Here is a 17,145-nt window from a genome sequence, read left to right as displayed (position 1 = left end):
AAGTATACGTCTCCAATCAAGACTATGTGCAAAATCACTTTTGCTTTATCCCGATTTAATGTAACATGTTAACGTATCTACAAACAGTATACAACAAATAAGGTTCTATTCAGAACGTTAGCCCTCGGTCCAATGAGAAGGAGTATAGATATGAAAGACATTCAAGAAAAGCTGGACCGCAAAGATATTGCGGGCTTTCAGCATGATTTAATTGATTGGTATGAAAAAGAACAACGGACACTGCCATGGCGTGAAAATCAGGATCCATACCGCGTCTGGGTATCAGAAGTGATGCTTCAGCAAACGAGGGTGGATACGGTCATTCCGTACTTCAACCGGTTTATGGAGCAATTCCCCACGGTGAAAGATCTTGCTTTAGCTGATGAAGAAAAGGTCATGAAAGCATGGGAAGGTCTTGGCTACTACTCAAGAGTGCGTAATTTACAGGCAGCTGTGAAAGAAGTATATGAATCCTACGGGGGCGTTGTCCCTGATTCGAAAGAGCAGTTTTCAAAGCTTAAAGGTGTAGGTCCGTATACGAGCGGTGCAGTGCTGAGTATCGCCTATAACAAGCCGTACCCTGCGGTAGACGGCAACGTCATGAGGGTCATTTCCCGTATTTTGTCTGTATGGGATGATATAGCAAAACCAAAAACGAGAAATATTTTCGAGTTTGCGGTCGATCAGCTCATTTCCCGGGAAAAGCCGTCAGAATTCAATCAAGGGCTGATGGAGCTAGGTGCGCTCATTTGCACTCCAACATCCCCTGCCTGCCTCATTTGCCCTGTAAACATGCATTGCTCGGCACTCGAGGAAGGCGTTCAGCATGAGCTCCCAGTGAAAAGCAAAAAGAAAAAGCCGACTGCGAAATCAATGGCAGCAGCGGTGTTATTTGATGACGCAGGCAACCTATATATTCATAAGCGGCCAAGTACAGGCCTCCTTGCGAATTTATGGGAATTCCCTAACATGGAAACAACAAAGGGAAGAAAAACGGAAAAAGAGCAGCTGATTGATTTCTTAAAAGAGAAGGCGGGTGTACAAGCGGAGCTTGGTGATTTAGAAGGCACCATTCAGCATGTATTTACCCACCTCATCTGGAATATTTCTGTTTTCTTTGGACGAGTTACCTCTGTATCTGATGACACGAAGCTGAAAAAAGTCACAACAGAAGAATTTGAGGCATATGCTTTGCCAGTCTCACACCAAAAAATCTGGAAGATGGCACTTGAAGAGCCTAGTCGTATTTAACCGTTGTACCGTGGGTATAATCAGCTTCATTTCGGTGCAGACCCCCGCGGTCTTCGATTTCAGAAATGATTTCTCGATACTTAGATTGCCCTTCTTCATTCAAATAAGGTAAAATTTGTTGGAAAGCATGATGAAAGTAAGCAAGCTCAGTATCTTTCCATTGATCCTTGGACATCATACCAAGCTGGCTTAAATCGCGTCCGACATACATGAATGTAACCTCCTAATAGGAACTTTCCTATTAGTGTGAAGCGAATGAACGAAAACTATTCAAATCAGGAGATGAACCATAATGAGTCAACGTAAATGTGCATTAATTACAGGAAGCAGCAGAGGAGTAGGGAAAGAAGTAGCCCTTCGCCTCGCTGAAAAAGGATATGACATTGTCATTAACTATGCGAGAAGCAAAAAAGCCGCACTTGAAACAGCGGAAGAAATTGAAGCGATGGGTGTCAAAACATTGGTTGTCAAAGCCAATGTAGGCCAGCCTGAGAAAATCAAAGACATGTTTCAGCAAATTGACGAAACCTTTGGCCGTTTAGATGTATTTGTGAACAATGCGGCGTCTGGCGTTCAGCGTCCAATTATGGATCTTGAAGAAAATCATTGGGACTGGACGATGAATATCAATGCGAAAGCCTTGTTATTCTGCGGACAAGAAGCGGCGAAACTAATGGAGAAAAACGGCGGCGGACATATCGTCAGCATTAGCTCACTAGGCTCCATCCGCTACCTTGAAAATTACACAGTGGTCGGCGTATCAAAAGCGGCACTAGAAGCTTTAACGCGTTACCTATCCGTTGAGCTGTCACAAAAAAATATTGTCGTGAACGCAGTATCAGGCGGTGCGATCGATACAGATGCACTAAAACATTTCCCGAACCGGGAAGAACTTTTAGAAGATGCGAAGAAAAATACACCTGCTGGCCGAATGGTAGAAATTAAAGACATGGTCGACAGCGTGGAGTTCCTTGTATCAGGCAAGGCAGACATGATTAGAGGACAGACCATTATTGTGGATGGCGGACGTTCTTTGCTAGTTTAAAAAAATCATGAATAGGATGTACACCTTCTGCACAAATTAATGTGCGTGGAGGTGATAATGATGGATCAACAACAAAACAAAACAAACGCACAACAAGTGAAGAAACAAAACCAAGCTTCTGCACAAGGCGGTCAATTTGGTACTGAATTTGCTAGCGAGACTGACGTACAGCAAGTAAAAAAATACAACCAAAAAGCTGAGCAAAACAAACAACAAAACAGCTAATCACTGAAACAAAGGAAAGCACTTCATCTACGAATGAAGTGCTTTTCTTTTTGCCTCTCCCCACCATCCGACAAAACCTGTAAAACCTCTACATAAACAGTCAAAGGATTTCCTCCTTCTTTCAAGAAATGGTATACAGACAAAAAGTGGATTCGATGAAAAGGGAGGAGTTAGATGTCTGATTTCGATCAGCTTGTAAAAGAACAAATGCAGCTCATGGATCAACTGCTCAATGTACAGGGAGAACTCGATCTATGCTTAGAAACAGAAAAACAATTGCTCCAGGATGAAAAAAAAGAAGAGTGGACCAGGCTTCATGATCAAATCAAACAGAAACGGGAGGAACTGCAAAAAGTCCAAACCTTATTTACAAAACAGACAGAAGAGGTCATCAATTCATATAAACAGATGGAAAAGAGTTCTAGCGTGATGTAAGTCAGTGTGCCGTTCAATTGGGTTGAATGGCTTTTTCATTTCATTTTTTAATGATGTAACGGTATAATATAATAGAGACATGTTTAGTTGGGAAATTAGGTCTTTGGACTGTTAGGTTTGTTTGTTATAGAAAGTAGGGGAGAAAATATGGGCTATCCCAAGGAAGGAGAAACCATCCAAATTCAAAGCTATAAACACAATGGCTTGATCCACAGGATTTGGAATGAAACCACCATTCTGAAAGCAACGGAATTGTGTATCATTGGTGCAAACGACCGTACAATGGTGACTGAATCCGACGGCCGTACTTGGATGACGAGAGAACCGGCTATTTGCTATTTCCATGCAAAACAATGGTTTAATGTGATTGGGATGCTTAGAGATGATGGGGTATATTATTACTGCAACATCAGCTCTCCTTTTGCGACAGATGAAGAAGCAATTAAGTATATTGATTACGATTTAGATGTCAAAGTCTTTCCAGACATGACGTACAATATTTTGGATGAGGATGAATATGCAGATCATAAGAGGCAGATGAATTATCCAAAGGAAATCGATAGTATCTTAAGAGAGCATCTGAATACATTATTGCATTGGATTCACCAGCGGAAAGGTCCGTTTGCTCCTGAATTTGTGGATATGTGGTATGAACGTTTTTTACATTATACAAAATAAGCAAGAGCAGCAAAAACCTGTTTGGCTTTTTAGGCTAACAGGTTTTTGACTGCGTACGGATAAGAGGCACTGATAGATTGGGAAGGAGATTTACATGGGGGTCATTAAACGCTACATGGCTTTTGTTACACCGTATAAAAAACAGATTGCATTGACAATGGTCATCGGGATGATCAAGTTCTCGATTCCCTTAACATTGCCTCTGCTTTTAAAGTATGTCATTGATGATGTCATTCAAGGCTCGGGGTCGGCTGAAGAAAAGACATCATCTCTATTGATCATTATGGGAATCATGCTCGTCTTATTTTTAGTGATGAGGCCGCCTGTTGAATACTATAGACAATACTATGCGCAGTGGACAGGCAGTAAGGTATTATTTGATATTCGGGAAAAGCTGTTTTCGCATATTCAAAAGCTCAGCCTTCGTTATTATGCCAACACGAGAACAGGAGAAATCATTTCAAGAGTCATCAACGATGTGGAGCAGACAAAGGAGTTTGTCATCACAGGTCTTATGAACATTTGGCTTGATTTGATGACCGTGCTGATCGTGATCGCCATTATGTGTACACTGGACATCAAGCTCACCATCGTGTCTGTCATTATTTTTCCGCTATATGCGTTTGCAGTGAAGTATTTTTACGGCAGGCTTCGCAAGCTGACAAAAGAGCGGTCGCAGGCGCTGGCTGAAGTGCAAGGGCATCTGCATGAGCGGGTACAAGGTATGCCAGTCATTCGGAGCTTTGCCATTGAAGAATATGAACAAGAACATTTTCATGATGAAAACAAAAATTTCTTAAACAAAGCGATCAACCATACGAATTGGAACGCCAAAACATTTGCCGTCGTCAATACCATCACTGACATTGCACCGCTATTAATCATTGCATTTGCTGGCTACACCGTAATTAATGGATCACTTTCGATCGGGACCATGATTGCCTTTGTCGGCTATATTGACCGGATGTACAACCCGATTCGCCGTCTCATTAACTCATCCACGACTTTAACCCAGTCAGTGGCGTCAATGGATCGTATTTTTGAATTTATTGATGAGCCATATGAGGTAACAGATCGGCCGAATGCAAAAGAAGCTGATCATTTAAAAGGTGAGGTCGAATTTAAAAATGTGTCGTTTCGTTATGAACACACACAGGAAGAGATTCTGCACAATATCTCCTTGAAAGTAGAAAAAGGACAAACGGTTGCGCTTGTAGGAATGAGCGGTGGAGGGAAGTCGACACTCGTCAGCTTAATTCCAAGGTTTTATGATGTCACAAACGGGTCACTTGAAATTGACGGCATCGATATCAAAGAGTACAAAGCAAGAAGCCTTCGAAATCAAGTCGGAATGGTGCTGCAGGATACATTCTTATTCAGTGACACGATTAAAGAAAATATTGCGGTGGGAGACCCAGAAGCATCTTTTGAAAAAATCGTTTCGGCTGCAAAAGCGGCAAATGCCCATGATTTTATTATGTCTCTTCCTGAAGGATATGACACGAAGGTAGGAGAACGGGGCGTGAAGCTGTCAGGCGGTCAAAAACAGCGTATTTCAATTGCAAGGGTCTTTCTTAAAAATCCACCGCTTTTGATTTTAGATGAAGCGACGTCTGCACTTGATTTAGAAAGTGAACATTACATTCAAGAAGCGATGCAAAAGCTAGCGAAGGACCGTACAACCTTTATTGTCGCGCACCGCTTATCGACGATTACTCATGCTGACCTCATTGTCGTCATGGAACAAGGCGAGATTGTGGAAAAAGGAACACACGAAGAATTAATGAACAGAGACAGCCACTATCGCCATCTATTTACCATTCAAACATTAAATTAGTAGAAGCCTATCCGATTCTAGCGGATAGGCTTTTTTATGCTTGTCAAAAACATGACATATTTCCCAGCTTGTCTCAATACAATTTTAAAAAGTATGACGGGGTGGTGAATATGTGAAAGAACAAGACGTGCTGCTAGATGTCAAACAGCTGTCCATTGCGTTTCAGCAAAAAAAGCAAAAAGTACCCATCGTCCATCACATATCGTTCTCGATTCAAAAAGGGGAAACCTTAGGGATTGTTGGCGAATCTGGCTGCGGGAAAAGTATCACATCTATGTCATTAATGGGCCTGAACCAACAAACAGACACAACGGGTGAGGTTCAATTCGAAGGGCAAAACCTGCTGTCGCTTTCAGAAAAACAGTGGCGAGAGATAAGAGGGAATGACATTTCGATGATTTTTCAAGAGCCAATGACCTCTCTGAACCCATTAATGACCATCGGCAAACAAATGACGGAAGCCCTTTTCACACATCAAGCAATCGGTCAAAAAGAAGCAAAAGCAAAGGCGGTTGATCTGCTTCAGACAGTTGGATTGAAGCAAGCCGAATCGTTGCTTAAAAAATACCCGCATGAATTATCAGGCGGCATGCGCCAGCGTGTCATGATTGCGATGGCGATGCTTTGTCACCCAAAGCTCATGATCGCAGATGAACCGACAACTGCACTTGATGTGACCATCCAAGCGCAAATCCTTCGCCTGCTCAAAAAGCTAAACGAAGAGATGGACACCGCTATTTTATTTATAACCCATGATCTAGGCGTCGTGCGGCAAATATGCCAGCGAGTCATGATTATGTATGCCGGTCGAATTGTAGAAGAAGGAACCGTTGACCGTATTTTTCAAAAACCTCTGCATCCCTACACAAAAGGTCTTTTCGCCTCAGTTCCATCGTTTAAAGAGAAAAAAGAAAAGCTCATCTCTATTACAGGTCATGTACCTAAGCCGGGAACCATTCGATCCGGCTGTCAATTTGCCGCGCGCTGCCCTTATCAAATGGCGCAATGTCTTGAAGAAGATCCAGTTTTGCAATCCATTGAACAGGATCACCGCGTCGCATGTTTTCTAATGGAAGGAGGAGAAGACACTGAGTCGCCCACTCTTGCAAGTGAATCAGCTGACAAAACGGTATGACACAGCCGCTTTTTTTTCTAAACATAAACATTCGACTTTGGCTTTAAATCAAGTGTCCTTTCACGTGAAGGAGGGGGAAACGCTTGGCATTGTTGGTGAATCGGGTTGCGGGAAATCAACACTTGGCAAAAGCTTAATGAGATTGACTGAACCGACGTCAGGCTCTATTCAACTGAAAGGGCAAGATGTGACTCTTTTGAAAGAAAGAGAGATGCGTTCTTTAAGAAAAGACATTCAAATGATTTTTCAAGATCCATACGCTTCATTAAATCCACGAATGAAAATCAAAGATATTTTAGAGGAACCGCTCATTGTTCACTGGCATGGGACGAAAGAAGAAAGACGGAAGCGGGTCAAAGAGATGCTGCACATTGTCGGATTTGATCCTTCCTACGGGGAACGTTATGCGCACCAATTCAGCGGCGGACAAAGGCAGCGCATTGGTATCGCTAGAGCACTCATTACCCATCCAAGTCTTGTCATTGCGGATGAACCCGTTTCGGCTTTAGATGTATCCGTTCAAGCCCAAATTTTGAATTTGATGCTTGAATTGCAAAAGACGCTTTCTCTGACGTATCTGTTTATTTCTCACGATCTTGGCGTTGTCAAATATATGAGCGACCGAATCGCAGTCATGTATGCTGGCCGCATTGTTGAGATGGGGCCTGCCGAAGACGTGTTTCACAGCCCGCTTCATCCTTATACGTCGCTGCTTCTGAAATCCATTCCACATATGGATCACGTGCTAGAGACGCAAGATGTGTCAGCAGAAGAGTCCACAATGACGATAGAAGGCGGCTGTCCTTTCTACAAAAGGTGTCCAAAAAGGTGGGAGAAATGCCTAAAAGCAGTCCCTACTTTGTATGAGGAGGAACCGGGGCACGCAGCGGCGTGTTACTTATATCAAAAGGAGGAACACAATGAAGAAGACATGGTTGTTCAGTAGTTTCATTTTTGTGCTGGCACTTGCACTGTTTTTGGGGGGATGCTCGTCCGCACCGTCATCAGAAGAAAAAGCAACAAAAGACACCCTCGTATTTGGCAGAGGAGGAGACTCCACTTCACTAGATCCGATCACAACGACAGAAGGCGAAACCTTCAAGGTCACAGAGAATATGTTTGAAAAGCTACTGAATTATGGTGAGAAAGACACGACCATCCATCCTGGTCTCGCAACAGACTGGGATGTTGCAAAGGACGGAAAATCATACACATTCTACTTAAGAGAAGGTGTGAAATTTCACGATGGCACAGACTTTAACGCAGAAGCAGTGAAATTCAACTTTGACCGCTGGATGAATGGTGATGCAGAAAAATTTCCTTACTATGGCATGTTTGGCGGCTATAAAAAAGATAAAGGACATGTGATTAAAGACATCATCGTCAAAGGAGAGCATGAAGTTGAATTTCAGCTAAAGCGCCCGCAGGCGACATTCCTTAAAAACATTGCTATGTCACCGTTTGGCATCGCAAGTCCTGCGGCTGTTGAAAAAAGCGGTGATTCTTTTCGTGAGAATCCAGTGGGAACAGGACCATTCAAGTTTAAAGAGTGGAAGCAAAACGACCGTATCGTGTTAGAAAAGAACGAAGATTACTGGCAGAAGGATAAACCAAAACTGAATCAAATCATCTTCCGCTCTATTCCAGAAAACTCGGCTCGTTTAAATGCCCTGAAAACAGGTGAGATCGATTTGATGGATGGCGTGAATCCGTCAGATTTAGATGGCATTAAAACTGATAAAGCACTCCAGCTTATTGAAAGACCATCAATGAACGTAGGCTATATCGGACTGACCGTCACAAGAAAGCCGCTTGATAACAAGCTCGTTCGTCAGGCACTCAATTACGCGGTCGATAAAGAATCCATCATTGAGTCATTTTATGGCGGACTTGCCGAGCCAGCAAAAAATCCCCTTCCCCCAGCTTTAGAAGGCTACAATGACGACATTGATCCATATCCGTATGATCCAGAAAAAGCGAAGGAACTTTTGAAAGAAGCGGGTTTTCCTGACGGCTTTCGCATCAAGCTTTGGGCGATGCCTGTACCGCGTCCATATATGCCAGATGGGATGAAGGTAGCAGAAGTCATTCAATCAAACTTTGAAAAGGTCGGCGTCAAAGCAGAAATTGTGACATATGACTGGGCGACCTATTTAGATAAGGCAAGTAAAGGGGAAGCAGATGTGTTCTTATTAGGGTGGACAGGGGACAATGGTGATCCTGATAATTTCATCTACACACTGCTGGACAAAGACAGCATTGGCGGCAACAACTATACATTCTTCGAAAACGATAAAATGCACGACATCCTCATTGAAGCGCAAACAAATACAGATCAAAAGAAACGAAATGACCTGTATAAAAAAGCGCAAGAAATCATTCATGATGAAGCACCTTGGATTCCATTGGTGCATTCGATCCCAATGCTTGCAGCATCTAATGATTTAAAAGGCTATCAGCCGCATCCAACTGGTTCAGAAGCTTTAACTGACGTGTATTTCGAATAAGCAAATAAGGGAGATCTTGTCTCTCCCTTACAGCGTGTAGACAAACCCTCGCATTCGGTGTCAGTCCTGCGTTCCGGTGCTCACGAATGTCAAATTCGCTTCGCGCCAGTACTCGTCCTTCCTAGACTGCAAAGGTTTTCTATCACGCTGAAAAGAAGACAAAGAAAAAGGCGGTGAAAGCTGTTTGTTTGCTTATTGTATGAAGCGGGCAGGAATGCTTATCCCAGTATTGATTGGAATGACATTGGTCGTGTTTTCAATTATTCGGTTTATTCCAGGGAACCCAGCACAGGTCATCTTAGGACAGCGGGCAACGAAAGAGGCAGTAGAACAATTAACCATCCAGCTCGGTTTAAACCAGCCTTGGTATGTTCAATACGGACATTACATGCTGGGTCTTTTAAAAGGGGACTTAGGGACTTCGATACGAACAGGAGCGGCTATTGCCCAGGAAATGAAGCCTTACTTATTTGCGACGTTAGAATTGACCTTTTTTGCCATGGTGCTGGCGATTGTTGTGGGAGTGAATGCCGGAATCATTAGTGCTTGGTTTAAGCATTCCATCTTTGATTATGTCGCAATGTTTATTGCACTCATTGGAGTGTCTATGCCGATTTTCTGGTTAGGCTTAATGGGGCAGTGGCTGTTCTCGATCGAATTAGGTATTTTGCCGACGACGGGCCGAGAAAACGTAAGGAATCCAGTGGAGTCGATCACGTATATTCATACGCTGGACACGCTTTTGCAAGGCCGGTTTGATCAATTCACTGACAGCATCAAGCATTTGATATTACCAAGTACAGCTCTTGCGACAATTCCTGCTGCGATTATTGCAAGGATTACAAGGGCAAGTATGCTAGAAGTGCTTCATTCAGATTTTATTCGAACCGCAAAAGCAAAAGGGGTACGTTCATTTTTCATCATTTATCAGCATGGCCTGAAAAATGCGCTTATTCCGATCTTGACGATTATTGGTCTTCAAACAGGCCTCTTACTTGGCGGAGCCATTTTAACAGAGACCATTTTTGCTTGGCCGGGAATTGGCCGATATATATATGACGCCATCAGTTATCGTGATTATCCAGTCATTCAAACTGGCATTCTCGTCGTTGCGCTGATATTTGTCCTGATCAATTTCATCGTGGACATCTTGTATGCAGTCATTGATCCTAGGATTAAATATTAGGGAAGGAGAGTGACAACATGGAAGCACAAAAAGAGCTTGAACCACCTCAACCAAAAGAAGAACGCTCTCAATCATTGATTCTTGAATCGATGAAGCAGTTCTTTCAGCACAAGCTGGCGGTCATTGGCAGTGTGATTGTCTTTTTATTTCTTATCCTAGCGATATTCGCACCGCTCATTGCTCCTTATGGAATCAATGAACAATCTCTTGGTGAGCGATTTAGCGCCCCTTCAGCTGCGCACTGGTTTGGTACGGATGATTTCGGCAGAGATATATTTTCAAGAGTTGTGCATGGCGCGCGGATTTCCTTATGGGTTGGTTTCTTCTCGGTTCTCGGGTCTGTCATTTTAGGCACACTGCTTGGATTGATAGCAGGCTATGGCGGAAGAGTGCTAGATGCTGTGATCTCGAGATTGTTTGATATTTTACTCGCTTTTCCTAGTATTCTACTAGCGATTGCGATCGTCTCCATTTTAGGCCCCTCCTTACAAAATGCCCTTATTGCCATTGCGATCATTAATGTCCCAACCTTTGGACGGCTCGTTCGTTCAAAAGTGCTGAGTATTAAACAAGAAGAATACGTGCTGGCAGCAAAGGCGGTTGGGATGTCACACCGCCGCATCGTGCTGCGTCACATACTGCCAAATAGTATGGTGCCGGTCATCGTACAGGCGACGCTTGCGATCGGAACGGCGATTATCGAGGCAGCCGCTTTAGGCTTCTTAGGATTGGGTGCACAGGCACCAAGCCCAGAGTGGGGGAAAATGCTCGCCGATGCGAGACCTTATCTCGTGCAAGCCCCCTGGACATTAATTTTCCCAGGTGTAGCGATTATGCTGACAGTTTTGGGCTTTAACTTGATGGGAGATGGATTAAGAGACACACTGGATCCTAAAATGAAGAAAATAAAATAAGACCGATTCTAGTAATCGGTCTCAGCGCGCAGACAAACCCTCGCATTCGGTGTCAGTCCTGCGTGCCGGTGCTCACGAATGTTCAATTCGCTCCACTCCGGTACTCGTCCTTCCTAGACTGCAAAGGTTTTCTATCACGCTGAAAAGAAGACAAAGGGCTAAAATCAAGATCATTTTAGCCCTTTGTCAACAATCTAAGACCGATTCTAGGAATCGGTCTTTTCTCATTTTATGCTTCTTTTTCATCTGTCTCAATTTCACTGTCTTTTGGGTGATACGTCTGGAAGCTTGTAATCAATGTATCTAAATGCTCTAGTTCATCACGGTATTCGATGATGCTGGACATGACATTCAGCATATTGTAATCGAGCAAGTCGTTTTCTTGGTTTTGCTGATGCTGGATAAATGATTTCGTTAACGTTTCAAGACGAAGAGAGCATTCATTTTGAAATTCATCGTCCTGCGGTTTCATTTTACCGACGAATTTCATCAAGGTACGCTCATGCCAATACAGTAAGTAATCAATTTCATCTGTTAAGCTTTCCCTGAAATGCTCTGGCATCAAATGAATTTCATTTTCTAATTTATGAAGCTTTTTCAGCAAGTAAAGAGCGCGATTCGATGCCATAATGGCCTGTCTAAACAAAACGAGCTTTCTTGATTTTACATAGGTTGTTTTCTTTAAATAGCTTCGTTCCTCTTTGTATAACAAGTAAATGTGATCTAATTTGATCATGCGTTCTTTTATTTGATCGATGTCATCCTTTAAAGTGGAATGATCAGTAGACTGTCTGGAGCTCAGACGGATCCATTTTAAAATCTCCTCCGTATTTTCCATAATGTGATGAACAAGCTTTGTTTCATACTTTGGCGGCAGGAAGATTAAATTCACTAAAAATGAAGAAAGAACTCCTAACACCACAGTAGCTGTTCGAATTAAGGCAAAGGAAAGGAAATGATCCCCAGCACTTTCTAAAATCGCAATGACGGTTACAAGTGCAATTGGAATCGTGTGTTCAATCTTCAGCTTTAAATTAATGGCGATGACCATGACGGCGGTTAAACCGATAATGACTGGCCCAGTGCCAAAAAGCAGGCCGAACGTAATGGCAAGTGCTGCTCCAATAATATTGGCTTGCACTTGATCAACAATCGTTAAAAAAGATCGATAAATAGATGGCTGGATAGCAAATACAGCTGCAATTCCCGCGAAGACGGGCGTTGGCAACCCAAGCCATGTTGCCAGGTAAAGCGCGAGTACAATGGCAATACCAGTTTTTAAAATACGGGCTCCAAGTTTCATTGGTTTTGTCCCTGCATTCCTTTCTTTTTGATAATAGATGATCACTCGTCATTTATCATCAATATTTTGATGAACAACTAAGTAATATACAGCGGTCTTCCGAAATATTCAAGTGATTTTTGAAAGTTCATGAAAACATCAAAAGAAGGTATTGAGAAGAAATGTAACAGATTCGCACGCTTTTGACAAACAAGAGCTGATAAATAAAAAAACAGGCGCATTTTTTTTCGCCTGTTTTTGACCCTATTATGATTGTTTTAACTGTTCAAACGCATGATCTACTGCTTGCAGCGTCTCAGAAATATCTTTTTCAGTATGTGCGATCGTTAAGAACCAAGCTTCATATTTAGAAGGAGCGAGGTTAATCCCTTGAGAAAGCATTAATTTGAAGAAGCGGGCGAACATTTCGCCATCCGTATTTTCCGCCTGTTCATAGTTTACAATGATTTCTGTTGTGAAATAAATCGTGAGAGCCCCTTTTAAGCGGTTCACCGTAATATCTACTTGATGTTTTTTTGCATGGGCTAAAATGCCTTTTTCTAGCATAGCGCCAAGCTGATCAAGGCGCTCGTAAACACCATCTTGTTTTAACACTTCCAAGCATGCAATACCAGAAAGAATGGATGCAGGATTTCCTGCCATCGTGCCAGCTTGATAGGCTGGTCCAAGAGGAGCGACTTGCTCCATAATTTCTTTTTTACCGCCGTAAGCACCGATCGGAAGTCCGCCGCCAATGATTTTTCCTAATGCAGTGAGGTCAGGTTTTACTTGAAGCAAGTCCTGTGCTCCTCCGTACATAAAGCGGAAAGCTGTAATCACTTCATCATAGATCACAAGTGCGCCCTTTTCATGAGTGAGGTCATTGACCTGCTGCAAGAAGCCGTCCTTAGGCTCCACGATGCCGAAGTTCCCGACAATTGGCTCGACAAGGACAGCTGCGACTTCATCACCCCATCGATCCAATGCTTCTTTGTAGCTGTCAATATCATTAAATGGAACGGTAATGACTTCATTGGCGATGCTCTTTGGTACGCCTGCTGAATCAGGGGTTCCTAAAGTGGAAGGACCAGAGCCAGCTGCCACAAGCACAAGATCAGAGTGGCCATGATAGCATCCGGCAAACTTAATGATCTTTGTTCTGCCTGTATATGCGCGCGCGACACGAATCGTTGTCATCACCGCTTCTGTTCCTGAATTGACAAAACGAACTTTGTCCAAAGCAGGCATGGCTTCCTTCAGCATTTTAGCAAAAGTGACTTCATGCTTCGTTGGCGTTCCGTAAAGGACACCTGTTTCAGCCGCTTTTGTAATAGCTTTTGTAATATGCGGGTGAGCATGTCCTGTAATAATTGGACCGTATGCTGCTAGATAATCGATATAGCGGTTTCCATCAACATCCCAAAAATAAGCGCCTTCTCCTCTTTCCATAGCCACGGGTGAACCGCCGCCTACTGCCTTATATGAACGAGACGGACTGTTGACACCTCCAACAATATGCTCCAGCGCCTCTTGATGTAATTTTTCTGATTCTGTGAATTTCATAAATAGCCTCCTATCTCAACGTATCACGTCGTCTATCATTATTTTAACATGCCGATGCAAGCGTCCTTAGTTGAATATCCTCTCAAAATTGGATAGGCTAATTAAAAAATAGGTTGGAGGGATTGTGTCATGACAATCGAAATAGGCCAGCAAGTACCTGAAATCGAATTAACCGGTGACAATGGGGAGAAAGTAAAGCTTTCTGACTTTAAAGGAAAACATATTGTCCTTTATTTCTATCCAAAAGATATGACACCAGGCTGTACAACAGAAGCATGTGATTTCCGCGACCGCCATCAAAGCTTTGCAGAATTAGATGCTGTCATTATCGGCGTAAGCCCAGACAGTCAGGACAAGCACCAAAAGTTTAAAGAAAAACATGATTTACCGTTCCTGCTTCTTGTAGACGATGAACAGAAATTATCTGAAGCCTTTGGGGTATGGAAGCTGAAAAAGAACTTTGGCAAAGAATACATGGGCATTGAACGTTCAACGTTTCTTATTAATAAAGAAGGAACGCTTGTGAAAGAATGGCGAAAAGTCAAGGTGAAAGACCACGTAGAAGAAGCGCTTGAGGAACTGAAAGCTCACGCTTAATATCATCACAGGATGAGATCGGCAGACATGCCGGTCTTTTTTGTGAAGAAGAATAGGTAAAAAAGAGGATTGTAATTGACAAAGATTCGGCTCTGGGGGTACACTATTTATAAAGATTATAATATAAGAATATTTTTGAAGAGAGGTGCATGATGAAATGGCTGCTCACGAACTAAAAGACGCTTTAGATGCTTTAAAAGAAACCGGTGTTCGAATTACTCCGCAGCGCCATGCCATCTTGGAGTTTCTCGTAAATTCTATGACTCACCCAACCGCGGACGATATATATAAAGCACTTGAAGGAAAATTTCCAAACATGAGTGTCGCAACGGTTTACAACAATTTACGAGTCTTCCGGGAATCTGGATTAGTAAAGGAATTAACGTACGGTGATTCCTCAAGCCGATTTGATTTTGCGACATCTGACCATTACCATGCGATTTGTGAAAACTGCGGAAAAATAGTGGACTTTCATTATCCTGGCCTTGATGAAGTTGAACAGCTTGCATCCCATGTGACGGGCTTTAAGGTCAGTCATCATCGCTTGGAGATCTATGGAACTTGTCAAGAATGTGCGAAAAAAGAAAATCATTAATGAAAAAGCTGACCGGTTAAATGGTCAGCTTTTTTTATGACTTTTTTCGATTGTAGGATTCATCAAACTCTTTGCCTTCTAATGCTGGATCGAGTGTAAGCGGCTCTCTGCAATGCATGCACATATCCACCCGCCCAAGCACTTTTGTTTCTTTCTCACAGCCTGGACAAACGACACGTACTGCCTTCGTAGAAAGCATACCAATCCAAAAGTAAACGGCTGTACTTAATCCGATCGATAAGACGCCGAGCAGCATAAAGAAAGTCGACAGCCAGATCGATTCCTTGAAGAACACACCGATATACATGATCAGAAAGCCAACAAAAACCAAACTAAGTGCAAATGTTCTGATTTTATTAATTTTACTGGAGTATTTCGCCATCCCTAGTCCCCCTTGTCTCCAATATAGCACATTTTACCTTTCCGTTTGAATTAGTTATAGAGTTTTGTGAATAAATTGCTTATAATGATTCAATGATCTTTTTTCTTGTATTGAAGGAATTTTGATTCTATGAGGAGAAATACATAGCATTAGAGAAGAACTTTACACCCGAGTATTGGAGGAATCACTATGGAAAATCTTCTCCGTCCTATTTATCAAGAGAGAGCAAGCCATCCAGACACATTAGCTGTGATTATAGTAGAAAGAAGACATAAAGTATCTTCTGAGACGGATAACTTTGATGCAGCACTTTTAGTCATCGTAAAAGAAGCGGAAGAGCCGTTATTTATCAAGCACTATGAATCCGATCACCAAACAGCTTCTTTAAATGTTGTCACAGATGATCAGCTGAAGGAATGGATTACCCTCGGCACTAACCGCCGAATCATTGATTGGATTTTAAATGGGAAAGTCCTATTTGATCGAAATGAATATATTTTCAACTTGATTGATGAACTGAGTACATTCCCGTTTTCAAACCGCAAACTTAAAATCGGTTTAGAATACGGCAAGCTCATTCGCAGATATATAGAAGGAAAAGCATTTTTTGAGTCAAATCAATTCCTTGATGCATATAATTCAATTGTGCATGCTCTGCATCATTTGGCACGTATTGAAGTGATCGATAAAGGCTTCCACCCAGAAGTGACGGTTTGGAATCAGGTGCGTCATATGGAACCGGAAGTATATAAACTTTATTCAGAACTCATTGAAAGCCACGAAAGTCTGCATAAGCGTTTGGAACTTTTATTTTTAGCAAATGATTTTTTGATCCATTCAAAAGCAGAAATTGGTGCCGCTCATTTGCGTCATGTCATGGAACAGCAAGATATATGGCTTTTTGGCGAGCTTCTCGCGCATCCTGATCTCAAGTATTTCACGCCTGACCTTAGCGTCATGATTGATTTCTTTGTGGAAAAAGGAATTGTTCAGGTGGAGCCGATTGAGACAAAGGGACAAAAAATCTATCATCGAGGATATTTTGTGAAAAAAGATATTGACGCATGAATATTATGATGGTATATTATTATACGTCGCTAACGAGCAACCAAGTTGCTTCGAAAGAAAAGCTGACAAAAAGAAATTGTAAAAAACACTTGACGCACACAGCGCCGAAATGTTATATTGAGAAAGTCGCCTCTGAGCGACAATGAAGATGATCTTTGAAAACTAAACAAGACAAAACGTACCTGTTAATTCGAGTTTTTATAAAAAATCCTATGATACATCATAGGTAGTCAGTCAAACTGGCGAGGCAGGAAATGATCACATGCTAAGTTCGCTACTTCGTGTAGCAACGCATGTGTGATATGCATCCTGCATACCTCGGAGAGTTTGATCCTGGCTCAGGACGAACGCTGGCGGCGTGCCTAATACATGCAAGTCGAGCGGACAGAAGGGAGCTTGCTCCCGGATGTTAGCGGCGGACGGGTGAGTAACACGTGGGTAACCT

17 protein-coding genes, 1 rRNA gene and 1 pseudogene are annotated in these 17,145 nt (G+C 42.5%); 15 read left to right on the top strand and 4 right to left on the bottom strand.

Features of this window, described 5'->3' with window-relative positions; all coding sequences use genetic code 11:
- Positions 1-150 precede the first annotated feature (150 nt).
- Entirely contained in the window at positions 151-1,251 is a 1,101-nt protein-coding gene (gene mutY, locus C6Y06_RS15195) for an A/G-specific adenine glycosylase (protein WP_106037156.1), read from the top strand.
- Here mutY and C6Y06_RS15190 read toward each other — a convergent pair.
- On the bottom strand, positions 1,238-1,462 hold the full coding sequence (locus C6Y06_RS15190; RefSeq protein ID WP_003217808.1) for a hypothetical protein: 225 nt from the start codon (positions 1,460-1,462) through the stop codon (positions 1,238-1,240). The genes mutY and C6Y06_RS15190 overlap by 14 nt on opposite strands.
- A gap of 81 nt (positions 1,463-1,543) precedes the next feature.
- On the opposite strand from C6Y06_RS15190, the gene fabL reads away from it, so the two are divergent.
- The 10 genes and pseudogenes from fabL (at position 1,544) to C6Y06_RS15140 (ending at position 11,213) form a co-directional block, all read left to right on the top strand.
- A complete protein-coding gene (fabL, locus tag C6Y06_RS15185) occupies positions 1,544-2,296 on the top strand; it encodes an enoyl-[acyl-carrier-protein] reductase FabL (RefSeq protein ID WP_024425211.1) in 753 nt (250 codons plus the stop codon).
- Between the two features lie 75 nt (positions 2,297-2,371).
- Positions 2,372-2,521, top strand: a pseudogene (locus tag C6Y06_RS15180) (gamma-type small acid-soluble spore protein); the annotation flags it as partial.
- Between the two features lie 174 nt (positions 2,522-2,695).
- Entirely contained in the window at positions 2,696-2,956 is a 261-nt protein-coding gene (locus C6Y06_RS15175; RefSeq protein WP_060595816.1) for a YgaB family protein, read from the top strand.
- Positions 2,957-3,103: 147 nt separating this feature from the next.
- Positions 3,104-3,634 (top strand): nucleoside tri-diphosphate phosphatase, encoded by a 531-nt coding sequence (ntdP, locus tag C6Y06_RS15170; RefSeq protein WP_012009337.1) that lies wholly within the window; start codon positions 3,104-3,106, stop codon positions 3,632-3,634.
- A gap of 94 nt (positions 3,635-3,728) precedes the next feature.
- Entirely contained in the window at positions 3,729-5,471 is a 1,743-nt protein-coding gene (locus C6Y06_RS15165) for an ABC transporter ATP-binding protein (protein WP_060595817.1), read from the top strand.
- Positions 5,472-5,583: 112 nt separating this feature from the next.
- The gene (locus C6Y06_RS15160; protein ID WP_106031309.1) at positions 5,584-6,606 is read left to right on the top strand and encodes an ABC transporter ATP-binding protein; all 1,023 of its coding nucleotides are present in this window, start codon (positions 5,584-5,586) and stop codon (positions 6,604-6,606) included.
- The gene (locus C6Y06_RS15155; protein WP_106037155.1) at positions 6,575-7,552 is read left to right on the top strand and encodes an ABC transporter ATP-binding protein; all 978 of its coding nucleotides are present in this window, start codon (positions 6,575-6,577) and stop codon (positions 7,550-7,552) included. Before C6Y06_RS15160 ends, C6Y06_RS15155 begins: the two co-directional genes overlap by 32 nt.
- Positions 7,527-9,113 carry an ABC transporter substrate-binding protein gene (locus C6Y06_RS15150; protein ID WP_060595820.1) on the top strand — a complete coding sequence of 529 codons (1,587 nt, stop codon included), beginning with the start codon at positions 7,527-7,529 and terminating at the stop codon, positions 9,111-9,113. The genes C6Y06_RS15155 and C6Y06_RS15150 overlap by 26 nt, the downstream gene beginning before the upstream one ends.
- Positions 9,114-9,297: 184 nt before the next feature.
- Positions 9,298-10,299, top strand: coding sequence for an ABC transporter permease (locus tag C6Y06_RS15145; protein ID WP_060595826.1), 1,002 nt, complete (start codon positions 9,298-9,300; stop codon positions 10,297-10,299).
- 17 nt (positions 10,300-10,316) lie between these two features.
- Positions 10,317-11,213, top strand: a complete 897-nt coding sequence (locus tag C6Y06_RS15140; protein WP_106037154.1) for an ABC transporter permease — start codon at positions 10,317-10,319, stop codon at positions 11,211-11,213.
- A 229-nt stretch (positions 11,214-11,442) separates the two neighbouring features.
- Here C6Y06_RS15140 and C6Y06_RS15135 read toward each other — a convergent pair whose 3' ends face one another.
- Entirely contained in the window at positions 11,443-12,516 is a 1,074-nt protein-coding gene (locus C6Y06_RS15135) for an FUSC family protein (protein WP_066031775.1), read from the bottom strand.
- 246 nt (positions 12,517-12,762) lie between these two features.
- On the bottom strand, positions 12,763-14,058 hold the full coding sequence (locus C6Y06_RS15130; RefSeq protein WP_066031127.1) for a glutamate-1-semialdehyde 2,1-aminomutase: 1,296 nt from the start codon (positions 14,056-14,058) through the stop codon (positions 12,763-12,765).
- A gap of 129 nt (positions 14,059-14,187) precedes the next feature.
- On the opposite strand from C6Y06_RS15130, the gene bcp reads away from it, so the two are divergent.
- The gene (gene bcp, locus C6Y06_RS15125) at positions 14,188-14,655 is read left to right on the top strand and encodes a thioredoxin-dependent thiol peroxidase (protein ID WP_034664955.1); all 468 of its coding nucleotides are present in this window, start codon (positions 14,188-14,190) and stop codon (positions 14,653-14,655) included.
- A gap of 157 nt (positions 14,656-14,812) precedes the next feature.
- The gene (gene perR, locus C6Y06_RS15120; protein ID WP_012009347.1) at positions 14,813-15,250 is read left to right on the top strand and encodes a peroxide-responsive transcriptional repressor PerR; all 438 of its coding nucleotides are present in this window, start codon (positions 14,813-14,815) and stop codon (positions 15,248-15,250) included.
- A 34-nt stretch (positions 15,251-15,284) separates the two neighbouring features.
- On the opposite strand, the gene C6Y06_RS15115 is transcribed toward perR, so the two are convergent.
- Positions 15,285-15,632 (bottom strand): YgzB family protein, encoded by a 348-nt coding sequence (locus C6Y06_RS15115; RefSeq protein ID WP_024425201.1) that lies wholly within the window; start codon positions 15,630-15,632, stop codon positions 15,285-15,287.
- A gap of 189 nt (positions 15,633-15,821) precedes the next feature.
- Between C6Y06_RS15115 and C6Y06_RS15110 the strand changes: the two genes are divergently transcribed.
- Positions 15,822-16,700, top strand: coding sequence for a nucleotidyltransferase-like protein (locus tag C6Y06_RS15110; RefSeq protein WP_034664951.1), 879 nt, complete (start codon positions 15,822-15,824; stop codon positions 16,698-16,700).
- Between the two features lie 315 nt (positions 16,701-17,015).
- A 16S ribosomal RNA gene (locus tag C6Y06_RS15105) occupies positions 17,016-17,145 on the top strand; the annotation flags it as partial.

The sequence above is a fragment of the Bacillus sp. MZGC1 genome, assembly GCF_002998605.1.
Classification (GTDB): domain Bacteria; phylum Bacillota; class Bacilli; order Bacillales; family Bacillaceae; genus Bacillus.
Note: the sequence above shows the minus strand (reverse complement) of the source record. Positions and strands in the feature narration are given on the sequence as shown.